The 17,279-nt window shown below is 38.9% G+C and carries 19 protein-coding genes; all 19 read left to right on the forward strand.

Going from position 1 to position 17,279, the window contains the following annotated elements; translation table 11 throughout:
* Positions 1-234: 234 nt before the first annotated feature.
* On the forward strand, positions 235-480 hold the full coding sequence (locus ACXYMZ_RS01845) for a type B 50S ribosomal protein L31 (protein WP_458946647.1): 246 nt from the start codon (positions 235-237) through the stop codon (positions 478-480).
* Between the two features lie 245 nt (positions 481-725).
* On the forward strand, positions 726-1,343 hold the full coding sequence (locus ACXYMZ_RS01850; protein WP_458946648.1) for a thymidine kinase: 618 nt from the start codon (positions 726-728) through the stop codon (positions 1,341-1,343).
* Positions 1,344-1,367: 24 nt separating this feature from the next.
* The gene (gene prfA, locus ACXYMZ_RS01855) at positions 1,368-2,438 is read left to right on the forward strand and encodes a peptide chain release factor 1 (RefSeq protein ID WP_458946649.1); all 1,071 of its coding nucleotides are present in this window, start codon (positions 1,368-1,370) and stop codon (positions 2,436-2,438) included.
* Between the two features lies 1 nt (position 2,439).
* Entirely contained in the window at positions 2,440-3,297 is an 858-nt protein-coding gene (gene prmC / locus ACXYMZ_RS01860; protein ID WP_458946650.1) for a peptide chain release factor N(5)-glutamine methyltransferase, read from the forward strand.
* Positions 3,298-3,385: 88 nt separating this feature from the next.
* Positions 3,386-3,967: a stage II sporulation protein R gene (gene spoIIR, locus ACXYMZ_RS01865; protein WP_458946651.1), complete on the forward strand. Its 582-nt coding sequence runs from the start codon at positions 3,386-3,388 to the stop codon at positions 3,965-3,967.
* A gap of 65 nt (positions 3,968-4,032) precedes the next feature.
* Positions 4,033-4,434, forward strand: coding sequence for a GNAT family N-acetyltransferase (locus ACXYMZ_RS01870; protein WP_458946652.1), 402 nt, complete (start codon positions 4,033-4,035; stop codon positions 4,432-4,434).
* 234 nt (positions 4,435-4,668) lie between these two features.
* Positions 4,669-5,703 carry an L-threonylcarbamoyladenylate synthase gene (locus ACXYMZ_RS01875; protein WP_458946653.1) on the forward strand — a complete coding sequence of 345 codons (1,035 nt, stop codon included), beginning with the start codon at positions 4,669-4,671 and terminating at the stop codon, positions 5,701-5,703.
* Positions 5,704-5,760: 57 nt separating this feature from the next.
* Positions 5,761-6,315, forward strand: coding sequence for a manganese efflux pump MntP (locus tag ACXYMZ_RS01880; RefSeq protein WP_458946654.1), 555 nt, complete (start codon positions 5,761-5,763; stop codon positions 6,313-6,315).
* A 129-nt stretch (positions 6,316-6,444) separates the two neighbouring features.
* Complete coding sequence (locus ACXYMZ_RS01885; protein WP_458946655.1) at positions 6,445-6,891, forward strand: low molecular weight protein arginine phosphatase; 447 nt, start codon at positions 6,445-6,447, stop codon at positions 6,889-6,891.
* Positions 6,892-6,915: 24 nt separating this feature from the next.
* Positions 6,916-8,205: a methyl-accepting chemotaxis protein gene (locus ACXYMZ_RS01890; RefSeq protein ID WP_458946656.1), complete on the forward strand. Its 1,290-nt coding sequence runs from the start codon at positions 6,916-6,918 to the stop codon at positions 8,203-8,205.
* Between the two features lie 29 nt (positions 8,206-8,234).
* The gene (gene rpiB / locus ACXYMZ_RS01895) at positions 8,235-8,675 is read left to right on the forward strand and encodes a ribose 5-phosphate isomerase B (protein ID WP_458946657.1); all 441 of its coding nucleotides are present in this window, start codon (positions 8,235-8,237) and stop codon (positions 8,673-8,675) included.
* Between the two features lie 32 nt (positions 8,676-8,707).
* Complete coding sequence (locus ACXYMZ_RS01900) at positions 8,708-9,259, forward strand: TIGR01440 family protein (RefSeq protein WP_458946658.1); 552 nt, start codon at positions 8,708-8,710, stop codon at positions 9,257-9,259.
* 172 nt (positions 9,260-9,431) lie between these two features.
* A complete protein-coding gene (locus ACXYMZ_RS01905) occupies positions 9,432-10,670 on the forward strand; it encodes a serine hydroxymethyltransferase (protein ID WP_458946659.1) in 1,239 nt (412 codons plus the stop codon).
* Positions 10,671-10,937: 267 nt separating this feature from the next.
* Positions 10,938-11,912, forward strand: a complete 975-nt coding sequence (locus tag ACXYMZ_RS01910) for a nuclease-related domain-containing protein (RefSeq protein ID WP_458946660.1) — start codon at positions 10,938-10,940, stop codon at positions 11,910-11,912.
* Positions 11,913-12,398: 486 nt separating this feature from the next.
* Positions 12,399-13,028: a uracil phosphoribosyltransferase gene (gene upp / locus ACXYMZ_RS01915; protein ID WP_458946661.1), complete on the forward strand. Its 630-nt coding sequence runs from the start codon at positions 12,399-12,401 to the stop codon at positions 13,026-13,028.
* A gap of 118 nt (positions 13,029-13,146) precedes the next feature.
* Positions 13,147-15,297, forward strand: a complete 2,151-nt coding sequence (locus ACXYMZ_RS01920; protein WP_458946662.1) for a S8 family serine peptidase — start codon at positions 13,147-13,149, stop codon at positions 15,295-15,297.
* A gap of 455 nt (positions 15,298-15,752) precedes the next feature.
* The gene (locus ACXYMZ_RS01925) at positions 15,753-16,148 is read left to right on the forward strand and encodes an ATP synthase subunit I (RefSeq protein WP_458946663.1); all 396 of its coding nucleotides are present in this window, start codon (positions 15,753-15,755) and stop codon (positions 16,146-16,148) included.
* Between the two features lie 148 nt (positions 16,149-16,296).
* Entirely contained in the window at positions 16,297-17,019 is a 723-nt protein-coding gene (gene atpB / locus ACXYMZ_RS01930; RefSeq protein ID WP_458946664.1) for a F0F1 ATP synthase subunit A, read from the forward strand.
* Positions 17,020-17,060: 41 nt separating this feature from the next.
* Positions 17,061-17,267, forward strand: coding sequence for a F0F1 ATP synthase subunit C (atpE, locus tag ACXYMZ_RS01935; RefSeq protein WP_458946665.1), 207 nt, complete (start codon positions 17,061-17,063; stop codon positions 17,265-17,267).
* Positions 17,268-17,279: the final 12 nt, after the last annotated feature.

Raw genomic sequence — 17,279 nt, forward strand, 5'->3', positions numbered from 1 at the left:
GCTCATTAGCCGCCCACGGAAAGCGTAGGTGTATCGGGATTGCGGACTTCCAAGAGAAAGGTGGATTTTGCACCACTCAAACAAAGGAAGCTAAAAGTATCAAAAAAATATTGCAAATAGAACCGTTGACTGGTATAATCTTTCTATGTGAGTTTTGATAAGGTTTTACACTTATGACGGCTCTTACAATAACTCTGTTTCCACAGGATTCAGGGCAAAAAGGAGTGGAAGAAAATGAAAAAGGATATTCATCCAGAATACCGAAAAGTAGTTTTTCTTGATACGAGTTCAGATTTCAAATTCTTGAGTGGTTCTACAAAAAGCTCAGAAGAAACGATTGAATGGGAAGATGGTAACACATACCCACTAATCAAAGTAGAAATCAGTTCAGACTCTCACCCGTTCTACACAGGTAAGCAAAAAGCTGACCGTGTTGGTGGACGTGTGGATCGCTTCAAGAAGAAATATAACATTAACTAAGTTTACAAAATGGCTGAGGAGATTATTTTTCTTCTCAGTAAGATTAATTACAAAGCCACGATGGCATTCCTTCGCGGCTATAACAGACAGGCAAAATGTCGAAAACACTTTTGCCTGTTTTTTATTTGTATAACTTATAAATAAATTATCGAATAGGGTTAAACTTTCTAGAATATTGGTATACACTATTAAAGGATATAGATTTTTTTACATAAATTTTATTGCAAGAAAAGAGGTACAAATTCATGTATGTGATGAAGCAAAATGGTTGGATTGAGGTAATTTGTGGAAGTATGTTTTCGGGTAAATCAGAAGAACTTATACGTAGACTGCGCCGTGCAACATACGCAAATATGTCCATCCGTGTATTCAAACCTGTTATTGATAATCGCTATGACGAGCAATCAGTTGTATCCCATAACGGGACATCAATCATGGCAAGACCGATGAAGAATGCAAAAGATATCTTAGAAAATATTGATGAAAAAACGGAAATTGTAGGAATAGATGAGATACAGTTTTTTGATGAAGCGATAATCGAAGTTGTTGATATGTTGGCAAATCAAGGAATCCTAGTTATTGCTGCTGGACTAGATACAGATTTCCGTGGGGAACCATTTGGCCCAATGCCGAAGCTAATGGCAATGAGTGAATATGTGACGAAATTAAATGCAATTTGTCCAGTTTGTGGTTCACCAGCTACTCGTACACAGCGTTTAATTGATGGAAAACCCGCATCTTATGATGATCCGATTATTCTTGTTGGTGCATCGGAATCATATGAACCAAGATGCAGACATCATCATGATGTACCGAATAAACCTATAATAGATGGCCAACAAGCCGTTAAGCTATCCAAGTAAAGAAAGAAAATAGAGGTGTTAACCATGCTAGATCGATTACAAGCATTAGAAGACCGTTATAATAAATTGAATGAAATGCTCAGCGATCCTGAAGTCGCGAGTGATCCGACAAAACTTCGTGATTACGGAAAAGAACAATCAGGCTTAGAAGAAGTTGTTTTAGCATACCGTGAGCATAAAGATCTTTCTTCACAACTGAGCGATGCAAAAGAAATGCTAGAAGATGAGCTTGATAATGAAATGGAAGAAATGGTTGAAGCAGAAATTGATGAATTAAAAGAGCAAATCACTGCTTTAGAAGAAAAAATGAAAGTCCTTCTTTTACCAAAGGATCCAAACGATGGTAAAAACGTTATTATGGAAATTCGTGGTGCAGCTGGTGGAGATGAAGCAGCTTTATTTGCAGGTGATTTATATCGAATGTATTCACGTTACGCAGAAAATCACGGCTGGAAAACGGAAGTTATGGAAGCAAACTCAACAGGTGTTGGTGGTTACAAGGAAATAATTTTCATGATTAGTGGTAAAAATGTATACTCCCAATTGAAATATGAAAATGGTGCGCACCGTGTGCAACGTGTTCCAGAGACAGAATCAGGTGGACGTATTCACACGTCAACAGCAACAGTTGCTGTTTTAGCCGAAGCAGAAGAAGTTGAAATTGATATTCATGATAACGATATTCGTGTGGATACATTTGCTTCAAGTGGACCTGGAGGACAAAGTGTTAACACGACAATGTCAGCAGTACGTTTAACACATGAGCCGACAGGAATTGTCGTATCCATTCAAGATGAAAAATCACAAATTAAGAACAAAGAAAAAGCGATGAAAGTACTTCGTGCAAGAGTTTATGATAAATTCCAGCAAGAAGCACAAGCTGAATACGATGAAAGTCGTAAATCAGCTGTCGGAACAGGAGACCGTTCCGAGAGAATTCGCACATATAACTTCCCACAAAACCGTGTAACAGATCACCGAATTGGTTTAACAATTCAAAAACTTGATCAAATTCTTGATGGGAAAATGGAAGAGTTTATTGAAGCACTTACTCTAGAAGAGCAGTCAGAAAAGCTTGCACGAATAGGTGAATAATATGAATGAACGAAAACAATATGAAGTCCTCAAACGGGCTTCTCTTTTTTTAGAAAAACATAATCGAGAATCAAGAGTTGCGGAACTCTTATTGCAACATCATCTTCGACTTTCCCGCAATGAATTTATTTTAAATATGAGAGAAGCTATTTCTGAGGCCGTCCATGAAAGCTTTATGGCAGATATAAATGAGCATGTAGAAACTGGAATCCCCATTCAACATTTAATCGGTCACGAAGAATTTTATGGAAGAACATTTTTTGTGGATAAGTCTGTGCTTATCCCCCGACCTGAAACAGAAGAACTTGTTGAATTGATTGTAAAAGAAGCGCGGAATTTCAAAAATGAATCCAAGCGAATCGTTGATGTTGGAACGGGCAGTGGAGTCATTGCGATCACACTTGCATTAGAATTAGATAAATTTAAGCTAATAGCTACTGATATTTCATTAGAAGCAATCGAGGTCGCTAGAAAAAATTCAAAGCACTTAGAAGCAAGTGTAGAATTTTTTCAAGGAGATTTCTTACAACCATTGATAGACCATGGGATAGAAGTGAATATCATTGTTTCTAATCCGCCATATATTTCGGAAAAAGAACGGGATCAGTTAGCAGATACCGTGAAGAATTTTGATCCATCACTAGCGTTATTTGCAGATGATGACGGTCTTGCTGCATATAAGAAAATAATTGAACAATCGAAAATAGTGCTCGCTTCAAATGGCATAATTGTTTTTGAAATGGGTCACACACAGGGTTCTGCAATCAAAGAGATTATTCTGGAAACTTATCCACAAGCGACTGTTGATATCATCCAAGATATTAATAAAAAGGACCGAATAATCCTTGCAAAATTATAAAACTAATAAGGTTTTACTAGAATACTAGTTTATTTATTTATTTTCCTGGCCATACTGTGAATAAATCAGTGTGAAAAGGGGATATAAGATGAATAAGCTAGTATTTTTATTGGGCATTTTTACCATTGTCTTTTTTATAAATTATAATCAATTTGGCCAGGCAGTTTCAAACGAAGATTATCAGGTAATCCCTGACGAGGCAATTCGTCTACGGATTTTAGCAAATAGTGAAAGTCCAAATGATCAAGCAATGAAAGAAAAAGTAAGAGACGCTGTCAATGCAGAAATCACGGAATGGGTTGCGAACATAACTGATATTGAAGAAGCACGTAAACTTATTCAAGAAAATCTCGCAGAAATTGAAAATATTATAAAGGATGTCGTAGGAAATTCAAATTTCACTCTAGCTTATGATAGTAATATTACATTTCCCATGAAGTTGTACGGAGATTATCTTTACCCAGCGGGAGAGTATGAAGCAATTCTAGTCACTATAGGCGAAGGCAAGGGCACAAATTGGTGGTGCGTGCTTTTTCCACCACTTTGCTTTCTAGACTTTTCGTTTGGGACAACAGTAGAGAGTGATACAGCGGAAGAAACTGCAACAACTGATGAATCAGAGGAAGTCGAAGTTAAGTTTTTCCTTTTCGAATGGCTAGGTTGGTCATAAATCTATCTGAAGGGCATAGGATAATAGAAAGAATGAAAACTAAATAATATGCTAGAGGTGAAAGAATGAAAATCATGTCGGTAAAACAAGCTGTTTATAAAGAACTTCAGGATTACTTGGATAGAAATGAATACATCTCAAAAAATGTTCTATTGGAAAATGGATATGTTGTGGAGATCTCTGGGAAAATTGAAGGAAGCTTTGTTTTAGAAGAAATTGATGAGGCTACACTCTGGCTGAAACAACTATATATCACACAAGCGCAGGCAGCGAAATTACCTGCTCTATTAGAAACCATCTTACAACTTGCTAGAAAACGCAATGCAAAAAGTGTATATGTACACAGTCACCAACCAGTTGTGGATATCTTACTCGAAGCATTAAAGTTTCAAGTTACAGAAAACAAACTAAGCATCCCTACAAAACCTTCAGCATCAGGAAGTTGGTGGAGTTACCATGTCTCTTAAAAGCTTGAATAGTTATGAACATTATCCTGTTCATAACTTGTGAGTAACTACCAATATTTTTCAATAAATACCCCATAACCCCTGACAATTCAATATAGTTCCTCCCATCAGTCTGTGGACAAAATGCACAGACTGTTTTTGTGTATAAATTTATACAGTATTTATTAACATAATCTAATTGAATAAAACATTAGAATCAACTACACTTATGTACATAGAAACGAGGGTTACAAAATGAGAACGAAGCAATGGACAATCAAAACGAATGAAGCCAAACATAATGAAATTATAATAAAAGAAGCTGCAGCGCTTTTACTAAAAGGAGAGACAGTAGCATTTCCAACTGAAACGGTATACGGCCTCGGTGCTGATGCCACGAACGAAGCAGCAGTCTCAAAAATATTCGAGGCAAAAGGCAGACCACAGGATAATCCACTGATCGCACATGTTGCTACATATGAACAACTTCAAAATCTTGTGGATAACATACCAAACTATGTGGAATCATTAATCGAAGCATTTTCTCCTGGTCCCCTAACATATGTACTCCCAAGCAATGGTCGCTGTGCAAATAATGTAACAGCAGGCTTATCAACAATTGCCGTACGTATTCCAGATCACGAGGTTGCGCTTCAGATTATTGAAGAAGCGAATATCCCAATTGCAGCACCAAGCGCTAACCTCTCAGGCAAACCAAGCCCGACAACTGCAGCGCATGTTCACGAAGATTTGGACGGAAAAATTTCTGGAATTGTTGATGGAGGTCCAACAGGTGTTGGGTTAGAATCAACAGTCATTGCTTGTCGCGAAAAGGATGTCGTTATTTTACGGCCTGGTGGGATAACGCAAGAACAGTTAGAGCGATTTGTTAATGTAACGACGACAACAGAAGAAACTCCAGAGCAGCCAACAGCGCCTGGAATGAAATATAAGCATTACTCCCCTGAAATGCCACTCTGGTTGGTAGACGGAGATGCACAATCTATACAAAAACTCATTCAGGAAGAGCAAGCAAATGGAAAACGTGTCGGACTGTTAGCAAGTGAGGCTATTTATCAACAAGTAGCTGCGGACAGAAGAGTAAATCTTGGCACGAACATTTCCGAAGTCGCGATAAATCTTTATGACGGCTTGCGATCTTTTAAAGCATCAGAAATTGATTTGATTATTGCAGAAGCATTTACAGAAAAAGAGATTGGCGCGGCAGTTATGAATCGTTTGAGAAAAGCGATGACAAGTTATATCGAGTTAGATCCAGAAGACAGGTAGAATATGGTTTCTCTCTCATGCATATAGTGTACAAGCACGAATGTATGGGAGGGGAAGTTGCTGGAAACGAATGGCAGTGAAATAACCGTCTTAATTTTTATGGCAATTGCGCTTGGAATGGATGCTTTTTCCGTTTGCTTAGGAATCGGAATGCAAAAACTGCGATTAAAACGTATTTTGTGGATAAGTTTTGTAATCGGGAGCTTTCATATCGTAATGCCACTTTTAGGAATTTTACTTGGTAAAATGATTGCAGCACCACTTGAAAGTTATGCACAACTCATTGGGGGAGTAATTTTATTTTTTATTGGTGCTCAAATGTTCTTTGGAGCTTTTAAGCAGGAAAAAAATCTTCTGTTGCCTCCAATTGGTTTTGGTCTTTTTCTTTTAGCTTTAACAGTGAGCATGGATAGCTTCACGGTAGGCTTTGGATTAGGTGTATCTGGTTTTCGCGTCATTCTAACTTTATTTTTATTCGGTTTATTTAGTATGATTTTATCTTGTATTGCTTTATGGGTAGGACGTAAGGTACAAGGATTTCTCGGTAGATATAGTGAATTGCTCGGAGGAAGTATTCTCTGTGGCTTTGGAATCCATATTCTCTTTGGCTAAACTCAGAGTTTCGCCAGAGAGTTTTTTATTGAGAAAATAGGTCTTTTCTCACAAAAAAGCGCAGATTTATATTAACACAACTTAGAGAATATGGTATATTGTATAGAGAATTATAATGGGGGTTTATTGATGAAAATTTTATTTGTATGCACTGGTAATACATGTCGAAGTCCCATGGCAGAAGCAATTCTTAGGGAGCGTTATCCTAAGGTAGCGGTAAAATCGGCAGGTGTTCACGCTGGATTGGGAATGAATGCTAGTGAAAATGCAATAAAAGCATTGGCAGAGAAAGAGATAACAATGAACCATCAATCCTCTCCAATTACCCAAGAGTTGCTGGACTGGGCTGATTTAGTTTTAACAATGACAATCAACCATAAGCAACTATTAATCATGCAATATCCTGATCAACAGGAAAATTATTTCACGTTGAAGGAATACACAAGTGGCGGTGAATCAGCGGATTTTGATATTTCCGATCCATTTGGTGGCGAACTTGAAACGTACAAGCACACGTTAGAAGAAATTGAAGAAAACATTAACCAGCTCTTTAAAAAATTGGAAGAGAACAAGTAACATTCGTTCAGGGAGGATATTGTTGTGGAGAGAAAGCATGGATTCAGTATTCGTTTAAAGCTCGTCCTATTTACTGTTACACTAGCAATTATTACATATTCAACATCATTTGTATTTATCTTTTTCCTTTATGATTACTTAAAAGATTATGTCGCACTCAGCGTCGAATGGTTTACGATTATCACATTTGTACTGGGGATTATCTGGTCAGGGATTCTGGCGTTTTTCTTTGCCAGAATAATTACGAAGCCTATTGAAAAATTAGAAAAAGTAGCAACAGAAGCAGCAGAAGGTAATTTAAGCCAGACAGTAGAAATTCCAAAATCAGATGATGAAATTCGTGGATTGGCAATTTCATTTGATAAAATGCTTAAGAATTTAAATAGTATCGTAAATAACATTGATCAAAACTTTGAAATTACCAATGAATCAGTGGTAAAAATGAAACAAGCTTCAGGACAAGCTTATTCACATTCACAAATGATTGGTTCATCGATTAGAGAAATTTCTAACGGTGCTGAGAATTCATCTGAAGCGATTCAAAATACAGCAGAATCAGTTGAAGTTGCCTCGACACTTGCAATGAATGTGCAAGACCGTGCAGAACAATCGAAAGAAAAATCGCATCAAATGTTAGAAACGTTAACAAATAGTAAGCATATTGTTACACGTCTTGTGGAAGGAATTGATAAACTAGCTACAGAGCAGGAAGCATCATTGAAAGATGTGGATAACTTAAAACGTAATGCTCAACAAGTAGAGTCAATTATTACAATGGTTGGTGAAATTGCGGAGCAAACAAACCTACTTGCACTGAATGCGTCAATCGAAGCTGCTCGAGCTGGCGAACATGGCCAAGGTTTTGCAGTTGTAGCTGACGAAATCAGAAAACTTGCTGACCAAAGTGCCCAAGCGGTGCAACAGATTTCAAGCCTAATTGGCGCGATTCAAGATGATGTGAAAAACGTTGTTGAAAACATTAATCAAAATGTAATTTTTGCAAATAATGAAGCAAAGAATGGTCAAAAAACCAACAAAGCTTTTGAAGAAATGTCTGGCTCAGTAAATGAAGTTGCAACAGAGATTGAAACGATTTCAAGCCTTGTGGATAAACAGTTAGTAACTATTCAAGATACAAGTCGGGAATCACAAGAAGTAGCAGCGATTGCTGAGGAAACATCTGCAGGTGCTGAAGAAGTAAACGCAGCAATTCAGGAACAAGTTTCGAGTATTGAAGAAGTCGATCGTCTCGCTTCAGAAATTGAAGCGCAATCCAACCTATTGAAAAAACAAATTCATCAGTTTCAAATTTAAGTACTACGATTTTGAAAGGATGTGTCTGAATGAAGGTTTTAATTACAGGCGACCACGCAGGAATGACGTTGCGTAATGAGGTTGCTAATTTATTAGATGAAATGGGCATTGAATATGAGGATGCAGGCGCAAGCTGTACAACTTCTGTTGACTATCCGGATTACGGATTACCAGCAGCAGAACGTGTTGCAAGCGGTGAATTCGACCGCGGGATTTTTATCTGTGGGACAGGAATTGGTATATCAATCTCTGCAAACAAGGTAAAAGGAATTCGCTGTGCCTTAGTTAGCGATACTTTTAGCGCAAGAGCAACGAGACAGCATAACGATTCCAACGTACTTGCAATGGGTGAGCGTGTACTCGGACCAAGTCTTGCACGTGACATTGCAAAAATATGGTTAGAAACAGAATACGAAGGTGGCCGTCACCAAAACAGAATCGATAAAATCACGGCTTACGAAGAAAAATAAATTTTTTTGATTAGAAACGGAGTGCATACTCTATGGCTTCAGAGAATAAGATTGCAATGGATATCAAAGCGGTTGTTGATGAATGGCTGGCAACTGATTTTTTACAGAAGGATCAGCCGTTTGTAATTGGCTGTTCAACAAGTGAAGTGATTGGTGAAAGCATTGGTACTGCAGGAACAGAAGCAACTGCGGAAATTCTTTTCACGGAATTATCTCGACTGCAGGCTGCGTCAGATATTCAGCTAGCTTTCCAATGCTGTGAACATTTGAATCGCGCAGTCGTTATGGAAAGAGCGACAATGGAAATGCACGGGCTAACGGAAGTCAATGTGATTCCCGTTCCAGAAGCAGGCGGTTCTATGGCTTCGTTTGCTTATAAGAATATGCAAGACCCTGTCGTTGTTGAGACGCTCGAAAATAAAGCGCATGCGGGAATCGATATTGGTGAAACGATGATTGGAATGCATTTTAAAGCCGTTGTCGTTCCGCTGAGATTTTCCCAAAAATTCATTGGCGAAGCGCGTTTGACTGCTGCACGTACAAGGCCAAAGTTAATCGGCGGGAGTCGCGCAGTTTACAAATAATGATCTTTTAATAAAGTAGTGCGAAATAATTTATGTTATTTTCGCACTACTTTTTGTCTTTTCTATTAACATTTGGTTCAGATTAGGGTATCATTGACTTTCAAATGGGTACGGGAGCGAGCAAGGCTTTTTCCTTTACTACATACATATTTTACATATAGGGGGACAGAAAATGGAACATCTTAAAACGTCAGATCCAGATTTATATCAAGCAATGGAAAATGAAAAGAAGCGTCAGCAGGACAATATTGAGCTTATAGCTTCAGAGAACTTTGTTTCACAAGCAGTGATGGAAGCAATGGGCTCAGTGCTTACGAATAAATATGCAGAAGGTTATCCAGGCAAAAGGTATTATGGTGGCTGTGAATTTGTAGACGTTGCTGAGAATTTAGCACGCGACCGAGTGAAAGAATTATTCGGTGCAGATCATGCAAACGTTCAACCCCACTCAGGTGCACAAGCAAATATGGCTGTATACTCTGCCATTCTTGATCCAGGCGACACGGTACTTGGTATGAATTTAAATCATGGTGGCCACCTGACGCACGGTAGTCCAGTTAACTTCAGTGGTAAACTATATAATTTTGAAGAATATGGTGTGGAAAAAGAAACAGAACAACTTGATTATGATGTTGTTTTAGAAAAAGCAAAAGCAGTAAAGCCTAAACTGATTGTTGCTGGCGCGAGTGCTTATTCTAGAAAAATTGATTTCGCGAAGTTCCGTGAAATCGCTGATGCAGTTGGAGCATATTTCATGGTGGACATGGCACATATTGCAGGTCTAGTAGCTGCAGGCATCCATCAAAACCCAGTTCCATATGCAGATTTCGTAACGACAACAACTCATAAAACGTTACGCGGCCCACGTGGTGGTGTCATCCTTTGTAAAGAAGAATTCGCTAAAAAAATCGACAGCTCTGTTTTCCCAGGCATGCAAGGTGGCCCTCTAATGCACGTAATCGCTGCAAAAGCAACGGCATTCAAAGAAGCGCTATCTGATGACTTCAAGGAATACGCGAAGCAAGTCGTGAAGAACGCAGCACATCTAGGTGAAGCTTTAACGAAAGCAGGAGTTCGCGTCGTATCAGGTGGAACGGATAATCACTTGCTACTATTGGACGTGAAAGCACTAGGCTTCACAGGAAAAGATGCAGAGAAAATCTTAGATGACATTTTAATCACAACAAATAAAAATACAATTCCATTCGATACAGAAAGCCCATTCGTCACAAGCGGCGTGCGAATCGGAACAGCAGCAGTAACAACACGCGGATTCAAAGAAGCAGAAATGGACGAAATCGCTGAGATCATGGCATCTGCTCTTGAGAATCATGAAGATCAAGCGGTGTTAGATGAATTAAAGCAGCGCGTGAAGAATTTAACGGATCGATTTCCTTTGTATGAGAATTAATTAGGTGGGAAGCAGTTCACTTGAGGGTGGGCTGCTTTTTTTGTGCTTGGATTTTTGTGTGAATTGCTGAAGTCGCCCAAGTTCACAAGGGACTCGCCCAAGTTCACATGAAAGTCGCTGAAGTTCACAAGAGAGTTGCCCAATGTTCACATCTACTTCGCCCAAGTTCACAATTCACAACAACTATTCTCATAAAAAGCAGGACTTTCCATTCAAATGTTGAATAATAAGCATGGATACTAAAATAGTAGAAAGGTAGTGCACGAATTGATTATTAAACCTCTTAAACCCACTCACGAACTTCTACAAATTGAGGCACTGGACAAAAGGCTTTCACCCCACCATATTTTAAAAGAAGAAATCTCCTTGAAAGCTCGAAATCTACGCGCTGGCTATAATGGAGAACGCGCCCTTCAGTTTCCACTTAGTTTTCTGCCTGAAGATGACTTCCTTATCTTTCATCATCTACGCCTCCCAGACAAACAAGGTTTTTTCCAAATCGATACCCTACTCCTTTCCACCAACTACATTTTAATAATAGAAGTTAAGAATATTAGAGATACGATAACTTTCGATGACATGGGACAAACCTTTCGCGAAGAACATGATGTTATCCAGGGCTTCTCTAATCCTGTTGATCAAGTGAATCTTCAGCATCTTCGTTTACTCAGATGGTTAAAAAAGCTTAAACTACCCCCTATACCAATTGAAAAAATCGTAACCTACACAAACCCAACCACTTTTTTAAAGAACCTCACAAAGAAAGATGACCTACCAAAAGTCGTGATGCACAAAGAAAAGATTCTAGATAAGATTAATGAAATTTCTAATATGCACCAAGAGAAACGTGTGTCCGACGATGAATTGTTAAAGCTAGCCTATCAACTCATTTTGGAACATACAGAAGCCAAATTCGATGTTTTTAAAAAATACGGGATTAGAAAAGATGAGATAATTAAAGGTGTTGCGTGTGAGGAGTGCTCCTTCATTCCAATGAGTAGAGCTTTCGGTAAATGGTTTTGTTCTGGTTGCCAAAGTACTTCTAAAAATGCACATCAAGCAGCGCTGTTAGATTATGCACTGTTAGTTAACGAATACATTAGTAATCAAGAGGTAAAAGAATTTTTACAGTTAAAATCTAGAGACGTAACTAAAAGATTGTTGCTAAAAGAGAATTTTCAGCAGTTTGGAGAGAGAAGTGGGAGAAAATATCACATAAATATCGATAAATATATAGAATAGTTAGCTCGCGTTTGTGTCGAATTATGTCGAATCGCTGATGTTCACAGTGGAGTCGCCCAAGTTCACATGAAAGTCGCCGAACTTCACAGTAGAGTTACCCAAAGTTCACAAATAAGTCGCCCAAGTTCACAACCCAACGCGCTCACACATCAACGCCAGCCCCTCAAATTACTATATTTCAACAGTTTGGAGAGAGGCGGTAGAAAATATCTAGAATAGTTAGCTCGCATTTGTGTCGAATTATGTCGAATCGCTGATGTTCACAGTGGAGTCGCCGAAGTTCACATGAAAGTCGCCGAACTTCACAGTAGAGTCACTCAAAGTTCACAAATAAGTCGCCCAAGTTCACAACCCAACGCGCCCACACATCACCGCCAACACCCCCAAATCACCAATTTTCAACATTTCCCGCACCCACACTTGAATAACCCACAGATATTCTGTACAATTTTAGAGATATTAATATTTCGAAGGAGTGATCTGTAAATGAGCAAGGTATTCGTATTAGATCATCCGTTAATTCAACATAAATTAACGCGTATCCGTGACAAAAACACTGGGACAAAGGAATTTAGAGAGCTAGTTGATGAAGTAGCAATGCTTATGGCTTTTGAAATTACCAGAGATCTTCCTTTAATGGATGTAGAAACAGAAACACCAGTAACGACTGCGACAACGAAAGAACTTGTCGGTAAAAAGATAGGCTTAATCCCGATACTCCGCGCTGGACTTGGGATGGTTGAAGGGATGCGCAAAATGATTCCGGCTGCTAAAGTTGGGCATGTTGGACTTTATCGCGATCCAGAAACATTGATGCCAGTAGAGTATTATATTAAACTACCATCAGATATTTCTGAGCGTGAACTGATTGTGATTGACCCAATGCTTGCAACAGGTGGTTCTGCGAATGATGCAATTCATTCCTTGAAAAAACGCGGCGCGAAAAACATTAAATTAATGTGTCTCGTTGCAGCTCCAGAAGGTGTCGAAGTAATTAAAAATGATCACCCTGAAGTTGACATCTATCTTGCAGCAATTGACGAAGGCCTCGACGAACAAGGCTATATTGTTCCAGGACTTGGTGACGCAGGAGACCGTTTATTCGGTACAAAATAATAAAACAAACAAAAGCAGTTATTCCAGATTCAGCGGAATAGCTGCTTTTTTCATTGAAAAATACATATAAAATCAAAAATTAAAGAAACTAAATAAATAACGACCGAGGAGTGAAAAAATGCGACGCACGATCTTCCTAGCAATTTTAATTTTCATACTAACGATCCCACACTCAATCCAAGCAAGCGAACTCGAAACAATCATTATTGAAGTCGAGGGCGATGTGAAAGAGCATATGGAATATATAAAAACGCACCACCCATTTATTCGTATCATCACGAGTTACTCTACTATTTTTAATGGCTTGGCATTGGAGGGTAAAGCAGCGCATTTCGAGAAAATAAAAGCTGAAGAGTTTATCCGAGCAATTCATGATGTGCAAACTTATCAAGCTACGCCAGCCCAAGCAACCGACATTCCAGAAGCCCCAAAAAAACCAACCAATCAAACTTTCACTGGAAAAAATATCAAAGTAGCCGTCATTGATACAGGAATCGACTATACTCACCCAGACCTAAAAACGAACTACAAAGAAGGTTATGACGTCTATGATTTCGACACCGATCCAATGGAAACCAAGCCACAAGACGGAATGCCGACAAATCATGGAACACATGTGGCAGGAATTATTGCTGCGAATGGAGAAATGGAGGGAGTTGCGAAGGATGCGAGCATCTATGCCTATCGAGCGCTCGGTCCAGGCGGCTTCGGATCCACCGTCCATGTCCTCGCAGCACTTGAACAAGCGGTAAACGATGAAGTAGATGTTATCAATCTTTCCCTAGGCAATAACGTAAATGGACCAGACTACCCAACAAGTATCGCAGTTAACAAAGCTGTCGAGTTAGGAATTCCGGTCGTCATTGCCAATGGAAATAGTGGACCAGCAAGTTGGACGGTTGGTGCACCTGCGACTGCTGAGCGAGCTTTGTCTGTTGGCGCCGCAACGACACCAGCGAAAATTCCACTACTTCAACATAGCCAGAATGACAGACTAATTCCCATCGTAACCATGCAGGGCTCCAAACCATGGGAACTCACAAAAAAGGATTATAAAATCATCAATGCTGATAACACAACCACATCAATCCATGGAAAAATTGCATTATACCAACGAGGAGAGATCCCATTTCAAACGCTAGCAGAAACAGCACAGGCAAAAGGAGCAGCTGCTGTTCTCATCTATAATTCAGAAGAGGGAGAACTGCTCGGAGCCATTGAAAATAAAGATGTGGAAATTACAATCCCTGTCGCGGGTATTTCACAAGCAGACGGAGAATGGCTAAGTCAAAATGAAGGAGACTATCTCGAACTCATTCACGAAGAAATTGACACAACAATCGCTGATTTTAGTTCGCGTGGGCCAGTCGCTGTTAATTGGCATATTAAACCAGATATCCTCGCCCCAGGAACAAATATCAAAAGTACAGTGCCTGGTGGATATGAATTTTTCAATGGAACAAGCATGGCAGCACCATATGTAACTGGCGTAATCGCGCAAATTAAAGAAGCCCACCCGACCTGGAATACAGAAACTATCTTTAATGCTCTAAAAACAACAGCAAAACTATTAACAGACGAAAACGCAGAACCATTTGCTCCATCGATTCAAGGAAATGGCGTTATCCAGCCTACAGAAGCAATCAACACAGATATCATCATTCATGACAAAAACCTGCAGTTCGGAATGCTAACACCAACCGATCAATTTAAAAAGCAAACAATCAAAATCGAGAATCGCTCAAATCAAGCCAAACACTTTACCTTTCAATTACCAAAAAACAAACAAGGAATCGATTGGAAGCTCCCACTAACAGTTACTGTGGAAGCCAATGAAACAAAGCCAATCGACATAAATCTTCAAATCAACAGCAAGCGACTAGACGAAGGGGTTCATGAAGGTTATCTAGAAGTCATTGAAAAACAAGAAAACAAAGCCTATCACCTTCCATATCTTTTCATCAACAAGCAAGCGAATCAGCCAAAGACATATGGATTTGAATTTGCATTAAAGTCTTTTTCCAACGAAGCATATGAATATCAGGTATATGCTACAGAAGAATTGGAGAGTTTTACTGTAGACCTTTACGACCCTGACACACTCACCCATCTATCTAGAATCATCAGTGATGAAGAAATGACTGTCGGTAATAATCAAGGTGAAATAGCGAAACATAAACTAAAGCCGGGAATTTACACCGCATTACTAACTGCAACTACAAAATCTAACATAATCGAACAAGAAGAACGCATTTTAATCATTGAGTAAATCTCACTGATTGAAATGCGTAAAATATCGTTTTTTATGAAATATTGCGACTCCGTTCACAGATCAGACAATATTAGGTGCACATATACATTGTTGACCTTATCTAAACACTTGTAGTTATGCAGTTATCACTGTATTCATCGTGTAAATAGCAGGTACTCGAAACTCACCCATGAATCATGTGATTTCAATTGACAATCAAGGCTTTTTTAATGTACACTGTTTTAGTGTGGGATGGATAGCTTTCGATCAAAAATGATTCTTTTTTCATAGAATTTTTAGTGCAAAAATTGTCGTTTCTGAAAAGGTTTAATTCTCACAAAATGATACATAGGAAAGTGCGTTCTTTTACTGCAAGTTTTACTAAAGATAATAAGTGCGATTTCTAGGTTAAAAGTATGTACAGTAAGTCTTAAAGCTAATCTAGGATGTTTATACAGGAGAGTAGAGTGAACATGTTTGAATTTGACAGTATGGTTGCACGTCAACGGAAATGGATGCTCTATCTTCTAGCCTTGTTCGTGCTTGGAGCGGGATTTCTCCCTTATACGAGAGTTTTTAATGGACTTGTACTAGGTGGAGTAATCAGCCTTTATAACTTGTGGTTGTTGCAGCGTAAGACTGGATTAATAGGTGAAGCTGTTGCGGAAACAGGAGAATTTAGATCTGGTTTAGGTACATTCTCAAGAATGGCAGCGGCACTGTTAGCTGTATTTGTTGCAACGCGTTTTGAAGAAAACTTTCATATTATCGCTGTAGTAATAGGCTTAATGTCTTCTTATCTAGTGATAGGCCTTGACGGAATTGTTAGGATGCTAGCCATGAGAAAAGAAAATAATAGTAAGTCTTAGCTACATACAGTGCAGATATGTAGGTTTTTAATGGCAGCTAAGAGAGTGTAAATCCTTTATTACTGCATGAGTACAACTATAGTTGTCACCCCAAAGCTTTGTGACAACACTGTATTCTAAAAATAAACAAAGTAAAGAGGTGATAATTTTGGATCATACAGCTCCAATAGTGGAAAATGTATTTGGACTTTCCTGGCTCGACATTAATCTTGCGAACGTTTTCATGCTCGCAGTAGTATCGACAATAGTTTTTGTAGTAGTTGTGTGGATGACTCGCAACCTACAAATGAAACCAACTGGAAAACAGAACATGATTGAGTGGGTTGTCGAATTTATTAGAGGGATTATTAGTCAAACAATGGATTGGAAAGTGGGGAAAGTGTTCCTGCCTTTCGCTCTAACACTTGCACTATTTATCCTAGTAGGTAACATAACTGGGATTGTAACGATCGGGGTTTGGGGAACCGACCTTTGGTGGAAAGCTCCAACAGCGGATGCAACCATTACACTAACTTTATCAGGAATGGTTGTGCTTTTGACACATTATTACGGTGTGAAAATACGCGGATCGAAGAATTACTTCAAGACATTCTTAGAACCAAATCCAATTATGCTTCCCCTTAAACTAGTTGAAGAGTTTGCAAACACTTTAACGCTAGGGCTACGTTTATTTGGTAACATGTTCGCAGGTGAAATCTTGCTTACGATGTTAATTGGTTTAGCAACAACTTCAGTATTTGGCTTCTTTGGAGCAGCATTACCGACACTCGCATGGATGGGCTTCAAGCTATTCATCGGTGGTATTCAGGTTTACGTATTTATAATGTTATCAATGGTATACATGTCTCATAAAGTGAGCGAAGACCATTAAATAAAAAACAATGCTTTAATAATAAAAGGAGGAAATTAGAAATGGGAGCTTTAGCAGCAGCAATAGCAGTAGGATTAGCGGCACTTGGTGCAGGTCTAGGTAACGGTATGATCGTTAGTAAAACAGTAGAGGGTATTGCAAGACAGCCAGAACTTAAAGGTTCATTACAAGGAACAATGTTTATCGGTATCGGGGTAGTAGAGGCGATTCCAATTATGGCGGTAGTTATTGCATTCATGGTACTTTAATAAGTTTGTAAT

The organism is Oceanobacillus sp. CAU 1775, from assembly GCF_054482815.1.